Below are 16,279 nucleotides of genomic sequence, written 5' to 3'. Positions count from 1 at the left end.
CTATGATTGGTTTGGCTTATCGTCACCCAAACAGAGTAATATTTCCTAATTTCTTGCTCGTTTATAACGCTTTTGTCGGCCTTTTAATATAATCAAGTCCTGAGAGCTTATAATAATCGCTACAAATCTAAGTTTTAAAGCTGTGTAAGCGATTACTTTAAGAATAGGTGTTGAAAGTGACAATGTTCCTCAATTGCGTATTGTTAGCATATGGCTTGATAACAGCAAGCATATTTACCGTTATTGGTATATGGATAAATTAACAAGATTGTGATTTGAATTATTGTATTTGATATTTATTATATTATAATTTTTTAATAGTTTTATAGGCGTAACGCCTAATTTGATTCGCAATGTAAATCGATTTAAAAACTAAATTTCCACATGGAAACCTGTTCCAGATTGGGAATATTTACGGCGCTTAAAAGTTTTTTCATTTTTTTTGTGACAGAACTAACGCTCGTTAAACGAATTCACGAAATCATTAATGTTATTATATACATATATAATTAAAAATATTAAATTATTGTTATGTCATCTTAAAATTGTCACAAATATTTTCTGGAACTAACTTCCAATGCAATGCGTTGTTAAAGTGAAGAAGATCAACCAGTTAAATGGTTGTATTTACGAAGCATATTATTACATAAAGTGATTGTAATTTGATCTTTTTCGATATTAAGGTCTCTAAAGGGGGCCTTGCTTAATTATTTAAAGGAATGAAAGGGCAAATTATGCAGGCTGGTAACGCATTCTATCGTACAGCACAAGATATTCCGACGAATATGCCTATATTGTCATTGGCATCTGTTGTTTTACTTCCTGGTGGTTTTATAGCCGTCCAGATTGACGAGCCGCAGAACATTCGTCTTGCAGATGAAGCTATGAGAACAAATCGTCTTATTGGTCTTGTACAACCTGCAATGGATAATGTATCACAAATTTCCGTTCTTGATAACGGAACACGTCTTTGTGATGTTGGCTGTATCGCTCGTATCACGAGCTATAGTGAAGTTGGTGATGGTAATATTCTTATTTCATTGCACGGTGTTTGTCGCTTTCGCATTGCTAATAGGATTGTCTCAGATTCACCTTACCTTCGTTGTAAGGTATCGCCATTTTTTGATGACCTTATTGCTGGCCAACAAGAAAGTGATATTAATCGCGATGCATTTTTATCAGTATTTCAAGATTATTTGGAATTCAACCAGATTGATGCAGACTGGGACACTATACTTGAAGCTAGTAACGAAACATTGATCAATGCAATGTCGACCCTTGCTCCTTTTCGCGGTGAGGAAAAACAGGCTTTGTTGGAAGCACCAGACTTGAAGACACGTTCGGAAACATTAATTGCCATTGCTGAACGTTCAATTTTGGGACATAATTCCAATAATCATGCAAATAGGCATAGTGTGTTGCAGTAAAGGAGCTTTTCATGACCTCTCATACCGACAGGAAAATGTTAGAGCTTCTTGTTTGCCCGTTAACGGGTGCTACGCTTGAATATGATGAAACAAGGCAAGAGCTTATCTCACAAAAAGCTCGCCTTGCTTATATAATTCGTGATGGCGTGCCAATCATGCTGGCATCAGAAGCACGCCTTCTTGATAAATAATAGCAATTATCTGCTGCAATTTTGTAAGATTTCTTAATCTATTTCCCAAAACCTATATTGGAATTCATCATGCGGTGCTTAAGAAAGACCGCAAATCTCACCTTGATTATCTAGATAAATATGCTCCGCTGCAGGCTTTGAGGGAAGCCCCGGCATAGTCATGATTTCACCGCATATAACAACAATAAAGCCCGCCCCAGCTGCTAAGCGTATCTCTCGCACAGGGATATCAAAACCGCTAGGCGCACCACGCAAATTTGGATCAGCCGAGAAAGAGTATTGGGTTTTAGCCATACAAACAGGAAAATGACCATAGCCTGCTTGTTCATATTCTAAAAGTTGTTGTTTAATTTTATCGCTGATAATTGCTTTTTCACCACCATAAATATCGGTGACAATTTTGTTGATCTTATCAATAAGCGGTATGTTATCCTCATAAAGAAAATGGAAGTTGGAAGGGTGGGTATCAATCAATGCTACTAGTTTTTCTGCAATTTCAACCGTGCCTTTTGATCCAAGTTCAAAATGGCGGCACGGTATAGCATCAACGCCCAATTTTTCGACAATGCTGCGCAAAGTGTCAATTTCTTCATCGCTATCTTGATGAAAATGATTGATCGCAACAATAACTGGTACCCCATAGCTTTGCATATTATTGATGTGGCGAATAAGATTGCCGGCGCCAAGGCGGACAGCCTCCACATTTTCAAGGTTAAGATCAGCTTTAGCAATGCCGCCATTCATTTTAAGGGCGCGGATCGTTGCCACAATTACAATGGCCGATGGCTGCAATTTTGCCAAGCGACATTTAATATCGAGAAATTTCTCCGCACCAAGATCTGCGCCAAACCCTGCTTCTGTCACCACGTAGTCAGTAAGTTTCAATGCGGTTTTGGTAGCAATAACCGAGTTGCAGCCATGGGCGATATTGGCAAAAGGCCCACCATGGACAAGGGCAGGGTTATTTTCGAGCGTTTGTACAAGATTTGGTAAAAATGCATCTTTAAGCAAAACCCCCATTGCCCCTTGCGCATCAAGATCACGGGCGTAAATTGGTTCCTTATTGAAATTATAAGCAACTACAATATTACCAAGTCTAATCATCAAATCGTCTAAGCTTTCAGCAAGGCAAAATATTGCCATGATTTCCGAAGCTACCGTAATGTCAAAACCACTTTGATGGCTAAAGCCGTTGCTTACGCCGCCAAGACCAACAACAATATCACGTAATGCCCGCTCATTCATATCCATAACGCGGCGCCACATGATACGGCGGCTATCAATTTGCAAACTATTGCCCCAATAAATATGATTATCGATTAATGCGGCTAGAAGATTATGCGCTGATGTAATCGCATGGAAATCGCCTGTGAAATGGAGATTAATATCTTCCATAGGAATAAGTTGAGCATGGCCGCCGCCTGCAGCGCCGCCTTTCGTGCCAAAGCAAGGACCAAGGGAAGGCTCGCGTAAGGCTAGCATTGCTTTTTTGCCAATAGCATTAAGTCCATCAGCAATACCAATTGACGTGGTGGTTTTACCCTCTCCCGCCGGGGTAGGGTTAATGGCGGTTACTAAAATAAGATGAGAATTATCTCGCTGCGGCAAATTCTCAATCGTATTTTTGGTAAGTTTTGCCTTATCATGACCAAAGGGCAATATATCTTGTGCGGTCAGTCCAATCTTTGCAGCAATGTCACCAATTGCTTTTTTATTAGCACTGCGTGCTATTTCAATATCACTCAATTGCTTCATGAACTGTCCCTTTAAGATTAGGATTGTTTATTACTCAAATAGTTGAAAAAAAACTATATAGGATAATACCCGCACTTAGAATACTATTCCCTTTGCTAATCAGTATTTATAAACTAGATTATTGCTAATGATAAAGAAATAGGTCATGTTTTATTGGGGAGATCATGAAAAATTTTAAAAAATATCTTTTGGTGTTTTTTATTTATATGGCGATTGGGCCAGTGATTGGAACATTACCATTTATTGTATTTTTTTCCGTGGTGCCACTTTTAAGCTTTAGTCTTGAGGGAATTGCATTATCTTTTATCGCAATAGGTTTCGCAGTAGGCATTGGTTATATAATTGGTGGGCCAGTTGCATTGCTAGCTGTTTGTTTGAAATTTTATTCTATAAAAACCGGTAAGTTAAATGAAGTGACGCGCTTTTTAATCATGCTTGTCGGTTGTTTTCTTATTATGTTAGGTATTGCTTATTTTAATTATCCTACAGATTATGCGTATTTTTTAGCTTGTGTTTTTTGTTTGCCCTATTGTCTATTATCAATGTTTGCAGCGTCTGTTTGTGATTCACTTCTTCAAAAAATAAAAAAGAGGCTTAAAAGAAAAGCCTCTCTTCGTCATGTTACCAGTGTTAACCGTTAAAAATTGTATTTTATTGCAATCTGGGCTTGGTTAAAATGTTCCAATAGGCAATGATAAAGCCACCAAAAGCAAAAATCCATAAAGTTGCCGAAAGGTGTAATAGGGAAACGTTATTTTCCATTAAACCAGATAGCATCCGTAAAAAAACAGAAATGAACAGCGCTATATAAAGGCTAGTGACAAATTTTGTTGCATGAAGTGCGCGGCCAGAATGACCAAGACTTGCCCTTGACATGATGGCAAGCGTCATAAGGCCTATCGCGCCTGCCATCCATAAATGCTGGACAGGAGCAATTCCACCGGGCAAAAACCCAAATATTTCAAGGCCAATGGCTAAAAAACCGCAAGGAATAAAAAAGAAAGCTAGGTGGAGAACCCAAACCAAAGATTCACCCAAAGTTAGCCAACCACGCCACCGATACAGCCGATAAAAATTGGCAATGGCCGCAATGAGGCAAAAGACAGCAGTGATCTTACTGCTAGGCAAAATAATCCAAGTGATAAGAGTTAATGCGGTGAATACAATAATAATTATATCAATTTTATCATGGGGTGCGGGCAGGTTGTCTTGCCCTTGCTTCACCAACCAATTGCGAGTGAAGCTTGGCACAACGCGGCCGCCAATGACAGCAATCATCATGATGGCAACGCCAACACCAAGACGTGCGCCAATACCGCCAGCACCATAGCCTTCATAAAGGGCTTGATAATCAAAAATCAAATTGGCAATAATTAAAAGGGCAACAAGAATGAGTATTTTTAAATTGCGCCAGTTTTTGCCAGTAATAATCTCGCGACCAATTGCATAGGCAAGTGCAACAGGAAAAATAAGATCAAGCGTAATTGTTGCCCAATAGGGAAGATAAAGCGAAATAAAAATAGCGATGCGACCAATAAGCCAGAGCGAAAATAGTCCCATAAGTCGCCATCCAACAATTGGTAGCCGACCTGTCCAATTTGGTACTGCAGTTAATAAAAAGCCTGCAACCACTGCCCATAAATAACCAAATATGAAGCTATGCGCGTGCCATGATATAGGATCTAAGGCGATTGGAAGTTCCATAACGCCTGCATAGATAAAAATCCATGCAATAAGCGCGAAAAGTGCTAAAATAGCCGAGAATAGGAAAAACGGTCGATAACCATAGCTCAATATAGCGGGGCCTTGCCATTTGCGGATTTGCTCTGCTGAACTTGCCATAATCTACCTCGATTATCCTTATTTTAGTATGTAATTGTAATTATAGGTGTCGTGCTCAGCACTAAACTGAGCGCAACTTGTTTTGCATGCGTGCAAGCCGTTCCATTTTTCGCTCTTGCATTTTTTTACCATTGACCATGGTCTTTAATTTTTGCCGATAGCGGCGACGTAAAATCGGCGAATTATTACGAACCATGCGCCAGCAAATAAAGGGAAATGCAAAGATGTGGAATAATAATATTCTAATCACCGCAGCCACTTTTTCTGCCAAAATAAATTGCCCTTTTGAGCGTAAGATCAGATAAGGTATGATGGAAATGCCAAGAACAATCAAAATCCAACTTGCCGTCACGATGAACAGCATCAATAGATCGCCCCACGCGCCGAGATTGAGAAAAAATGTTAAATTGTTAGCATCGATGATCCATCGAGCGAGCAAAAGCAGCCCTACAAGCAAAGGCGAATAAATAAATAAGATGAACAGTACCATAAATGCAAAAGGTGCAAGCACGCTGCCTTTGGGAAAACGCGGGTCATTCTCTTTTTCATATTGGGACATTATGCAGATCCTTATATCTCACAGACCTTATAAATTCTTGATCCTTTAGTTCATAAAATGCCTGCAGTTGAATGGCAAGTTTTTAAATGAATATTCCTGCGCTTGCGGCATTTTGCGCATTTATGAATAGCTGTTTTTAACAAAGTGTATGATCTCTATTATCATGATAGAGTAATATTTACATTCTAATTAAAGAGATTTTATTGACTAAAATTACGATAATATTTTCTAATTATTTATATTATTTTATATTTTTGTCGCTTGTATTGTGTTCTTCTTTCTATATTTTATTTTTGTCTTAAAATAAATAATTATTTTAAAAACAATAAGTTAATTTTTTATTTTTTGTTAATTAAAATGGTTTCGTTAGTTTGGCACGGTTCTTGTATTTATAAAAAATATTAATTGGTACAGAGTTATGATTTTTTGTCTCTGGCCTTTAAGCAAATATAAATCGTGTTTGCTACGATGAGAAGGATTTTAAAATGACTAATAAATTATTTGGAACAGATTTGATTGAAGCTGGGCAGCAAAGCGGAAAATGGTTTGCAAAAGCGCTTGAAGTAGGAAACGCAATTTTACAAGAAGGCGGTACTCGCGAGCAAGCCTTGGCTGCAGCTATTGCTTTTGCACCTCTTCCAACTATTGGCTTGCAAGACGCAAGTGATGTACCGCTTCATATTAATATTCGTGCTGAAAATGATTTTGAGCAAGAAAATATCGATAAGGTCATTGCTTCCATGAAGTCTTTGATTGAGACACCAGTGGTAAAAGCGGCAGCCATCATGCCTGATGCTTGTCCTACTGGATCTTTTGGTGAAATTCCAGTTGGTGGCATCGTTGCATCTGAAGCCATCCACCCCGGTATGCATTCTGCTGATATTTGCTGTTCGCTTGCTATTTCAGTATTTAAAGGAGTAGCACCCGCAGATTTGTTGAATGCAGTACATAAGGTAACCCATTTTGGTCCAGGTGGACGTGAGCGCGGTAATCAAATTCGCCCAAGCGATAAGGTCATGCAAGATTTTGCTGATAATATTTATCTTGAAAAGCAGCAAAGTGTTGCAATTGAACATTTTGCAACCCAAGGCGATGGCAATCATTTTGCTTATGTTGGCCAGTTAAAGTCAACTGGGGAAACGGTTTTGGTAACTCATCATGGTTCACGCGCCCCCGGTGCTCGCCTTTATAAAACGGGTATGAAAGTTGCTGATCGTTTTCGCAAAGAACTTTCGCCAAAAACCCAAACTATTAATGCGTGGATTCCTGCCGATAGTGTTGAGGGTGAGACTTATTGGTCTGCTTTGCAGATTATTCGGCAGTGGACCAAAGAAAACCATTTTGCAATTCACGATCTTGCAGCTGATGTACTTGGTGTTAAAGTCAATGATCGTTTTTGGAATGAGCATAATTTTGTTTTCCGCAAAAGTGATGGATTATTTTATCACGCCAAAGGCGCAACGCCAGCATTTTCGGCGTGGTCGCATGATGCTACAGATTTAACTATAATTCCGCTTAACATGGCGGAGCCTATTTTGATTGTGCGTGGAAGCAATGCTGATCATGGTTTAGGGTTTTCACCTCATGGGGCAGGGCGGAATTTTTCTCGCTCTGGTCATGTGCGTAATCTTTGTGCTGAGTTTAATGTCGATAAAAATAGTCTTGGCGATCAGCATTTCAAAGAGATTATCGCGCGTGAAACAAAGGGGCTTGATGTGCGTTTTTTCTCAGGTCATCCTGATGTGTCGGAATTACCATCTGCCTATAAAAATGCGGCAGCAGTAAAGCAGCAAATAAAGGATTACGGCCTTGCCGATATTGTTGAAGAAGTAATCCCTTATGGCTCTATCATGGCGGGTGATTGCTTGATCAATGCGCCATGGCGGCGCAAAAAACAACAAAAACGCGACCAAGCATCGTCGTTTGAAATGAGATAGGTTTGCTAACTAATGAAAATTAAGATTTAGCCCATATTAGGCGTTTTTTAAGCATTTAGGGCATTTAACTTGTAGAAGGTAAATGCCCTTTATTCGTTTCCTTGAAAATTATATGAAAAGTATATGCAATTTAAACGGGAGGAATGTGTCCCAATTTGAAAAATAACGCGCTAATTTCGCCGTGTTTTACATTAAAATTAACAATTGGATTGCCGTTTTGATCTTTAGGAAGTGAATTAAGAGCAAAGAAAAAACTACTAATATTGGATGATTGCGCTGGGAATATAGTGCGTAATTTCTGGCTTAGGTCGATTGTATTTATAAAAGCAATCTGAAAGTTGCCATTAAGATAACCATCTTGAGAAAAATTAAACTTTCCCGAAAGGCTAAATGCGCCACCACCTTCAAATTCTAAGCTGGCATTTTCAATATTACCCTGCATTGAGCGTAAGCGATTACTCCATGGACCAATTGATGGCTGAAGCAATTGCTGTGGTTCATAAAGGTTGATTATCATCTTACCATTAATGGCTGGTAAAACTATGGTGTTGCCACTAATCGACAGCGGCAAGATTAATTGATCATAAGTGAGATCAATATGCATTGCTGCGCTATCTATATTTGATACGAGGCGGATAAAATCGGCTTTTAAAAGTCCAATCTCTTGGCGATTGTCATCAAAATTATGCATTTCAAGTTGATCAATGCGTAAGTTTAACTCGCTCACATGGCCGTGCTCTAATTCTGAATCGATTTGCAATCTTTGCCAATTTGCGCCAATCGGCTTCAGACCGGGTATTTCAAAATTGGCGGGTGAGGTTGCTTGTAATAAGCGCCAACGTGGCGCAAAAATAGGGGCACTTGCAACAAAGCCATTGGTCGAAATAGCAATGCCTGCTGTTGGCCATTGATAGTTAATACTGTCACATGCGCTGCCAATGCGCAGGGGGAAACCAGTTTTATGTAAATTTTCGCAATAAATAATCATGCCACGATCAGCAGAAGCTGCAAGGCGTTCCTCAATCACTTTTTGCACATGGGCTGATAAAAAATACCAAGCAATGCTATAAAGAACAAATACCGCTAAAACCACGCTTCCAATAATGCGCCAGAAACGCTTTTTGGCTGGGCGGGTGCATGATTTTGGCGGGCTCTCTGGGAAGTTCATAAAACTTCATTTCCTTTAAAATTATATAAATAGATGATTTATTAAAAATTTTTATGCAATCATTAATTAAAGTATTTTTATTTGCAAGGGTCTTTTAAACTTTACAATTAAATAAGCTTTAAAAATGGTAATAAGTGTTAAAATGCCAAATTTCAAAATTATAATAATTCTTATTAATATATCGATAATGATATTAAATAACTTATAGTATTAAATAATTATTTTTGCAATTTAATTAATCCTTGTACAATAGATGTACGCAAAATTTAAAAATATCAATAGCAAAAAAATGCCACTGATAATAAAGCTTTAAAAAACAAAAAACCAGATTAGCGCGATTTGAATTTAAATCACGCTAATCTGGCTATATTGCATTAAAATGAAGAGTGCTAAAACAGGTTAAATGGCGGTCGCTGGCAATACTTGCTTCATTAAGTCATTATTCCATTCGCCTGTCACCTTAACTTGTGCTAAAGCTCCAAGTTCAAACGCCTCTATAAGGTTGTGATTAAGATAGACATAAGTGCCGGGTTGTTTAAACGTATAGAGAGCTGCACCTGCGGCACCACCTGGAATAAACCATGTTTCCATGTTTCGTTCGGGCATATTTGCAAATTTGCCTGTGTTCCAAACAAAGTCACCATGCCCACCAATTAAATGTGGACGTGTGTCTCTATTTGCTTGAGAATGTACAAATAAAACAGTTTCGCCAACCGATGCTGTTAATGCATTTTTGTCGGTTAAAGCACCAACGGAACCATTAAAAACCAAATGAGTAGGAATAAGTCCTTTCATGACCTTTAATGTGTCTTCGTAACTATCCGTAATATTTTCATATTCTTTATAGTTACCATCTTTATCTTTGGGAATATAAAAATCTTGTTCGCCGATATAATAAATTTTATCGTAATGAAGCTTAGTGCCTTTGCCGTCACTCAAGCCTTGGCGAGGTAGCACCATAATGGCACCATTCATACCGCTTGTGACGTGCCAAGGAGCCATTCCAGGTGCTGCGCAATGGTAAACAAATGTGCCTGCTCTATCAGCCTTAAAACGAAGAATTGTTTTTTCTCCTGGTGCAATTTGGGTAAGTGACCCGCCGCCCATGGCACCAGTAGAAGCATGAAAATCAATATTATGGGTTAAAAGGTTGGTTGCAGGATTTATAAGGGTAAGTTCAACATAATCGCCTTCATGAACAACAAGTAATGGTCCTGGAACTGAGCCATTAAATGTCATTGCCCAAGTCTTAGTGCCTTGATCATCTAATGTTATAAGTTTTTCTTCACAAGTCATGGTAACTTCAATGATACAAGGACCGCTATTGGTCGCTTGTTCATGAGCATGCACAAATGGAGGTGCAACAAGTTCAATTTTTTTTCGTGGTAAATGTGCAATGTCTTCTTCATTTTTGACATCTGCTTTATTGGTATTATCTTGTCCAAAGGCGCGATCAATAATAATTGGTGCAACGACCCCAATTGCAGCAGCTCCGGTTAAAAGATTGCGTCGGTTTATATTGTTTAACCTAACCATAGTGATGCATCCTTTAAAGTTATTATAATGTCAATATTATACTAACTGCTAAAAAAAACATTGATTTAAAACAAATAAACACAGTGGTTTAGGCTTTGAGTGTTTTTTAAATATAAATAAATTTTTTAAAATTTAAAAAAATTAATCGAGAAATTTTGTCTTTATTAAAACTGCAACTTATCTTATGTAAAATTTACACTATTAAATACATTAGGTTTTTCGATGTATCTTGGTTTTTGGTGAAAAAATTAAATTAATTGGTTTTAATTTTACCTGTCGATCAATTTAATGCTCAATGTTTTATAGCTTTTATGGGTAATGTCTCACGAAATTCAACATTACCCATAATTGCATTTGCTAAAGTTTAGAGCACAGAATAATTAGATTTTGCGAATAAGCCCTTCTTGCGTAACAGAGGCCACCAAAACACCTTGGCGGTCATAAATAAGGCCACGGCTAAACCCACGCGCACCACTTGAACTTGGGCTATCTTGATAATAAAATAACCAGTCATCAAAAGAAAATGGACGGTGAAACCACATCGCATGGTCAAGGCTAGCGGCTTGAATTGATGGGTCGGTAATTGAAAGACCATGGGCAAAAAGCGCAGTGTCAAGAATGGTTGTATCGGATACATAGGCCAGCATTGCTGCATTTAACTGTGGATTTTGTGGAATTTCATCAAATAGCTTTACCCAAACGCCATGACGCGGCGGCAGTTTTTCATCGCTAATATAATGCTCAAGTGAAACGGGGCGCAACGCAAATGGCCGATCCCAACGCCAATAACGTTGCATATCCTCGGGCATTTTTTCCATGAGTTTTTGGTTGGCGCTGGGGTCATCCTTTATATCTTCGGGCATTGGCACATTGTCAGGCATTGCCATATAATGTTCAAGGCCTTGTTCTTCCACCTGAAAGGATGCAGTCATGGTAAAGATTGGTTTACCATTTTGGCTGGCAATAACATGGCGTGTTGAAAAGCTGCGGCCATCACGCAAGCGGGTTACATGATAAATAATCGGGTGTTCTGGGTCGCCAGGTCGCATGAAATAAGCATGCAGAGAGTGAACAAAACGTGTGCTTTCTACCGTGTTTTGTGCAGCAACTAAGGATTGCGAAATCACATGGCCACCAAAAACGCGTTGCCAAAGGGAAGTACCACTTTGACCGCGAAAAAGATCAATATCAATCATTTCCAGATCGAGAATATTTAAAAGTGCATCAACCTGTTTGACCATGATCTTAAACTCCCATTTTTAATCTTTGAAAATCGGCGAGGTTCAATTCGCATACTTGCCGTGTTTATATAATTTCAACCCTTATAATATTTTTTAAACCGGCATTAAAGTCAGAGTCAATCATTGGGTATACACTTCTTCTTGTATTCTTGGTGAAGAACAGTAATATGGTGGGCGCATTTGATTTTATGAAAAATCAAATGAAAGACAAAAAACGATCCGATCAGGAGTAAAACCACGATGACTAAGGCTCAATCCATTGATGGCAAAAATGTCGATCTTGTTATTGCAGGTGGCGCATATGTTGGTCTTTCTCTGGCGGTGGCAGTAAAAAAAGCCGCGCCGCAGCTTAATGTGGTTATTATTGATGCAGGCAAACCCGGTGCATGGAAAAATGATCCTCGCGCTTCAGCTATTGCCGCTGCCGCAGTGCGTATGCTCGACCATTTAAATTGCTGGCAAGAGGTATTGCCACTTTCTCAGCCTATCACTGATATGGTTATAACAGATTCGCGCTTGTCGGATCCGGTGCGTCCCATTTTTCTAACTTTTGAAGGCGATGTTAATCCTGGTGAACCCTTTGCTTATATGGTGGAAAATAGGCATTTGAATGCGTCGTTACATGCAAAAGCCAGTGAGCTTGGGGTTATTGTTCATGAAGGTGTCAAGGTTGAAAATTTTGAAACCTTTGATAATCATGTGCGTATTTATCTTGATAATGGTGAGGTTTATCAATCAAAACTTTTGGTTGGGGCTGACGGCGTTCGCTCTAAAATGCGTGATAAGGCTGGTATTAAAACGCTTTATTGGCCTTACGGCCAAGTTGGTATTGTGTGTACCGTATCACATGAGCGCCCCCATAATGGCCGTGCTGAGGAGCATTTTTTACCCGCAGGACCTTTTGCTATTTTGCCGCTTAAAGGCAACCGCTCGTCACTAGTTTGGAATGAGTCAGAAGAAAATGCCAAGAAATTATTGGCAAGTGATGACATTGTGTTTGAGGCTGAGCTTGAAATGCGCTTTGGTCACCATTTGGGTGCTATTCGCCTTGAAGGCGAAAAACGCGGCTTTCCTTTTGGTCTAACTCTGGCGCGCGATTTTGTTCGTCCACGCTTTGCATTGGCTGGCGATGCCGCCCATGGTATTCATCCTATTTCAGGGCAGGGGCTAAATTTGGGTTTCCGCGATGTTGCTGCCCTTGCTGAAGTTATTGTTGAAACTACCCGCCTTGGACTTGATATTGGCGCAATGTCAGCATTGGAGCGTTACGAGCGTTGGCGTCGTTATGAAACTGTGCGGATGGGCATTACCACCGATGTTTTAAACCGCATGTTCTCTAATGATTTTACGCCATTGCGGGCGCTTCGCGACTTTGGTCTTGGAGTTGTAGATCGTTTGCCGGCGCTGAAAAATTATTTCATTAAAGAAGCGTCGGGTCTTAGCAATGATTCACCCCGTTTATTAAAAGGTGAGGCAATTTAAATTCTGTTTCAAATTCCTTTTGCGGTTAGTGCATGTCAGCTATGCATTATTGTTGGTTGTGAAACTAAATCGTTTGAAATATACATATGGTCACTGGGCTCTACTCCTCCTCCCAAGAGCCCATGCTGAATATGGCATCTTCCTCCTCCCAAGCCATATTCGAGATTGAAAGGCTGCGCATCTCCTCCCGCGCAGCCTTTTTCTTTTTCCCTTTATAAAATGATATATTTACAGGCTTTACATCTGCCTAGGTGATTGATAATCATTTGGCTTGTTTTTGTTGTTTTGAAATATCAATTACTATAAAATTTATAGTGTTTTAGTTTTATATTAATTATTTGTAATAATAGAATAAAAATCGTTAGTAAAAGCCAAAAAATATTTGTAATCTGATTTTTGCCAATATCACCTCATATAAAGTGTCATGATTAAAACTCTAAAGCGCCCAAATATGGATAAGCATTTGTTTCCGCTGCCTCAATTGGCTGCGGGGCAGCGTTTGGCTGTAAGTTTGCATTTGGCTTTAGTTGCTATTTTCGTTTTATTTTCTATAAATTTCGTTTTCGCGCAAGATAATCGCCCAAATGATGGTAAAGCCTTAGCCAATAAAGCCTTGGAAGAAATAGAGCAAAATATGACGCTGTCCAAGGAGCGAGCAGCAGAACTCTTAATAGAAGTAGATGGTTTGAAAAAAGACCAACATAGTTTGACGCAAGCTTTGGTAGATAGCGCTAGCCAAGAGCGGCACTTAGCTGAAGCCGTTCAACGTGGTGAATTTCGTCTTGCTGGTTTATTCGATGAAAAACAAGTGGTTGAAAAAAGACTTGCAAAAAGGCGCGCTGAGTTTTCTGAAGTATTGGCTGCTATAGAGCGGCTTGGTCTTAAGCCTCCACCAGCAATTCTTGTCCATCCTGATGATGCATTGCAAGCGGTGCGCAGTGCGGCTCTTCTTGGTGCGGTTGTTCCAGATATGCGCCAACGCATGGAAGCATTAAATGTTACCTTACGCGAGCTTGAGGTTGTCGAAAGCGAAGTCAAACACGAAACACAAGAACTTGAAAATTCAGTTTCTGCCCAAAGGCAGGAAAAGAAGCGTTTACAACTTTTATTGGCTGAAAAAGCTAAGTTGCAACAAAAATCTGAAGAAAGTTTGGAAAATGAGCGCTTGCATATGGATGAACTTGCGCAAAAGGCTCAGTCCGTGCAAGATCTTGTTGTCGAATTGGAACGTCAAAGTAAGTTTCAATTTGGAGACGCTGTCGGTAATCAGCAAGGCGAGCCGACAATGCTAGCGTTACGTGCTGATTTTAATAAGTTGAAAGGTCGTTTGGCTTTACCTGTATTGGGTAGAAAGGTTTCTGGATTTAGTAAAAATTCGCAAGGCGAAACCTATGAGACTGATGCGGGAGCTATTGTTTTAAGTCCAGCGGAAGGAATTGTGCGTTATGCAGGCAGTTTTCGTTCCTATGGGCAAATGTTAATTATTGATGTTGGGCAAAATTATCATATTATACTTGCCGGACTAGAGCAATTGGATGTAACGCCGGGACAAGTTGTTTTGCAAGGCGAACCAATAGGTTCAATGGACAGACAATTTATTGCGAGCGCAACTGCATTGGATATAGGCAAAAGCGTATCAATGCTTTACATTGAGATTAGAAAAGAAGGAAAGCCCGTTGACCCCGAATCTTGGTGGGTACGAGGTCAAGCCGGAAAGGGACAAGGATGATTCGTAAAATAACTATTGCACTGGCAGGAGCGCTTTTGGGGGCAACTTCCATGATTATGGTGCAGTCTTATGCGGCGCCGAGTGCGGATAAGACAAACACAGATGTTTATCGCCAGCTTGCCGTTTTTGGCGATATTTTCGAAAGGGTGCGCGATCAATATGTAACGCCGCCCGATGATAAAAAATTGGTTGAAAGTGCAATTAATGGCATGCTTTCATCGCTAGATCCGCATTCATCTTATCTTGACCCAGAAGCTGCTAACGATATGCGGGTGTCAACTAAGGGCGAATTTGGTGGTCTTGGTATAGAAGTAACCATGGAAAATGACGCCGTTAAGGTTATTGCACCAATTGATGATACTCCGGCATCACGCGCTGGTGTTCTTGCTGGCGATTTAATTGTTAAAATTAATGGTGAAGAAGTTCGCGGCAAATCTTTAAATGATGCTGTTGATACTATGCGTGGTGAAGTAGGTACCGATATTACTCTTACCCTTGTGCGCCAAGGTGCCGATAAGCCGATTGATATTACTATCAAGCGTGCCATCATTAAAGTTAAGGCAGTACGCTACCGTGTTGAAAATGACGTTGGTTACATCCGCATTATTCAATTTACCGAGCAAACCAGCACCGATCTAAAAAAGGCAATTGACGACATTGAAAGCAAAATTCCAGCAGATAAGCTCAAAGGCTATGTGCTTGATTTGCGCCTCAATCCTGGTGGTCTCTTGGATCAGGCGGTAAGCGTTTCAGATGCGTTCCTTGATAAAGGGGAAATTGTTTCAACCCGTGGCCGCAATGAGCAAAACATCATGCGCTTTGACGCTCGCCCCGGTGATTTAGTCAAGGGCAAGCCGATTATTGTTTTAATCAATGGCGGTTCGGCAAGTGCATCTGAAATTGTAGCTGGCGCTTTACAAGATCATCACCGTGCGACCATTCTTGGTACGCAATCTTTTGGTAAGGGGTCTGTACAAACCATTATACCACTTGGTGAAAATGGTGCGCTGCGTCTAACTACTGCACTTTATTATACACCGGCTGGCCGTTCAATTCAGGGTAAAGGTATCACACCTGACATTTTGGTGGAGCAACCATTGCCAGATGAACTTAAGGGCAAAAATGTAAGCATTGCAGAATCAGAACTTCAAAACCACATTAAAGGCAATAATGAGGACGAAAAGGGTTCAGGATCTGCAGCTTATGTTCCAAAAGAACCTAAAGATGATGTGCAGCTTGGTGAAGCATTAAAATTATTGCGTGGCGAGGATAAAAATCCTGCATTCCCACCAAATCCTGATAAGGACCTACCACAATAAAAACTATTTTTAGTTTTACTCAAAATACCCGCTTTGTTTTTGCAAGGCGGGTATTTTTTAATTTAAAAAATAAATTTATAATTTGCTGCTTAA

Annotated in this window: 13 protein-coding genes; 7 read left to right on the top strand and 6 right to left on the bottom strand. The window is 39.7% G+C overall.

The genetic code is table 11. From position 1 onward, the window contains the following. The first annotated feature begins 734 nt into the window (after window positions 1-734). Together H3299_RS12025 and H3299_RS12020 are read left to right on the top strand one after the other, a co-directional pair. Window positions 735-1,427, top strand: a complete 693-nt coding sequence (locus H3299_RS12025; protein WP_182417900.1) for an LON peptidase substrate-binding domain-containing protein — start codon at window positions 735-737, stop codon at window positions 1,425-1,427. Between the two features lie 11 nt (window positions 1,428-1,438). After that, window positions 1,439-1,618 carry a Trm112 family protein gene (locus H3299_RS12020; protein ID WP_182417899.1) on the top strand — a complete coding sequence of 60 codons (180 nt, stop codon included), beginning with the start codon at window positions 1,439-1,441 and terminating at the stop codon, window positions 1,616-1,618. A gap of 78 nt (window positions 1,619-1,696) precedes the next feature. Here the strand turns inward: H3299_RS12020 and H3299_RS12015 are convergent, their stop codons facing one another. After that, a complete protein-coding gene (locus tag H3299_RS12015; protein WP_182417898.1) occupies window positions 1,697-3,373 on the bottom strand; it encodes a formate--tetrahydrofolate ligase in 1,677 nt (558 codons plus the stop codon). A gap of 164 nt (window positions 3,374-3,537) precedes the next feature. On the opposite strand from H3299_RS12015, the gene H3299_RS12010 reads away from it, so the two are divergent. After that, window positions 3,538-4,014 carry a hypothetical protein gene (locus H3299_RS12010; protein ID WP_182417897.1) on the top strand — a complete coding sequence of 159 codons (477 nt, stop codon included), beginning with the start codon at window positions 3,538-3,540 and terminating at the stop codon, window positions 4,012-4,014. 10 nt (window positions 4,015-4,024) lie between these two features. Here H3299_RS12010 and H3299_RS12005 read toward each other — a convergent pair whose 3' ends face one another. After that, complete coding sequence (locus tag H3299_RS12005) at window positions 4,025-5,215, bottom strand: NnrS family protein (protein ID WP_182417896.1); 1,191 nt, start codon at window positions 5,213-5,215, stop codon at window positions 4,025-4,027. A 61-nt stretch (window positions 5,216-5,276) separates the two neighbouring features. After that, window positions 5,277-5,774 carry a hypothetical protein gene (locus tag H3299_RS12000; protein ID WP_182417895.1) on the bottom strand — a complete coding sequence of 166 codons (498 nt, stop codon included), beginning with the start codon at window positions 5,772-5,774 and terminating at the stop codon, window positions 5,277-5,279. 485 nt (window positions 5,775-6,259) lie between these two features. Here H3299_RS12000 and H3299_RS11995 point away from each other — a divergent pair, with 485 nt between their 5' ends. Continuing rightward, a complete protein-coding gene (locus H3299_RS11995; protein WP_182417894.1) occupies window positions 6,260-7,711 on the top strand; it encodes an RtcB family protein in 1,452 nt (483 codons plus the stop codon). A 130-nt stretch (window positions 7,712-7,841) separates the two neighbouring features. Here the strand turns inward: H3299_RS11995 and H3299_RS11990 are convergent, their stop codons facing one another. From H3299_RS11990 to tesB, 3 genes are all read right to left on the bottom strand, one after another. Further along, complete coding sequence (locus H3299_RS11990) at window positions 7,842-8,879, bottom strand: DUF2125 domain-containing protein (RefSeq protein WP_182417893.1); 1,038 nt, start codon at window positions 8,877-8,879, stop codon at window positions 7,842-7,844. 399 nt (window positions 8,880-9,278) lie between these two features. Continuing rightward, window positions 9,279-10,415: a copper-containing nitrite reductase gene (nirK, locus tag H3299_RS11985; RefSeq protein WP_182417892.1), complete on the bottom strand. Its 1,137-nt coding sequence runs from the start codon at window positions 10,413-10,415 to the stop codon at window positions 9,279-9,281. Between the two features lie 380 nt (window positions 10,416-10,795). Then, entirely contained in the window at window positions 10,796-11,656 is an 861-nt protein-coding gene (tesB, locus tag H3299_RS11980) for an acyl-CoA thioesterase II (RefSeq protein WP_182417891.1), read from the bottom strand. 240 nt (window positions 11,657-11,896) lie between these two features. Here tesB and H3299_RS11975 point away from each other — a divergent pair, with 240 nt between their 5' ends. From H3299_RS11975 to H3299_RS11965, 3 genes are all read left to right on the top strand, one after another. Continuing rightward, window positions 11,897-13,138, top strand: coding sequence for a ubiquinone biosynthesis hydroxylase (locus H3299_RS11975; protein ID WP_182417890.1), 1,242 nt, complete (start codon window positions 11,897-11,899; stop codon window positions 13,136-13,138). Between the two features lie 451 nt (window positions 13,139-13,589). Beyond that, window positions 13,590-14,867: a murein hydrolase activator EnvC gene (locus H3299_RS11970; protein WP_182417889.1), complete on the top strand. Its 1,278-nt coding sequence runs from the start codon at window positions 13,590-13,592 to the stop codon at window positions 14,865-14,867. Next, entirely contained in the window at window positions 14,864-16,186 is a 1,323-nt protein-coding gene (locus H3299_RS11965; protein ID WP_182417888.1) for a S41 family peptidase, read from the top strand. The genes H3299_RS11970 and H3299_RS11965 overlap by 4 nt, the downstream gene beginning before the upstream one ends. The last annotated feature ends 93 nt before the right edge of the window (window positions 16,187-16,279 follow it).

This window comes from Bartonella sp. HY038 (assembly GCF_014117425.1).
Classification (GTDB): Bacteria; Pseudomonadota; Alphaproteobacteria; order Rhizobiales; family Rhizobiaceae; genus HY038.
Note: the sequence above shows the minus strand (reverse complement) of the source record. Positions and strands in the feature narration are given on the sequence as shown.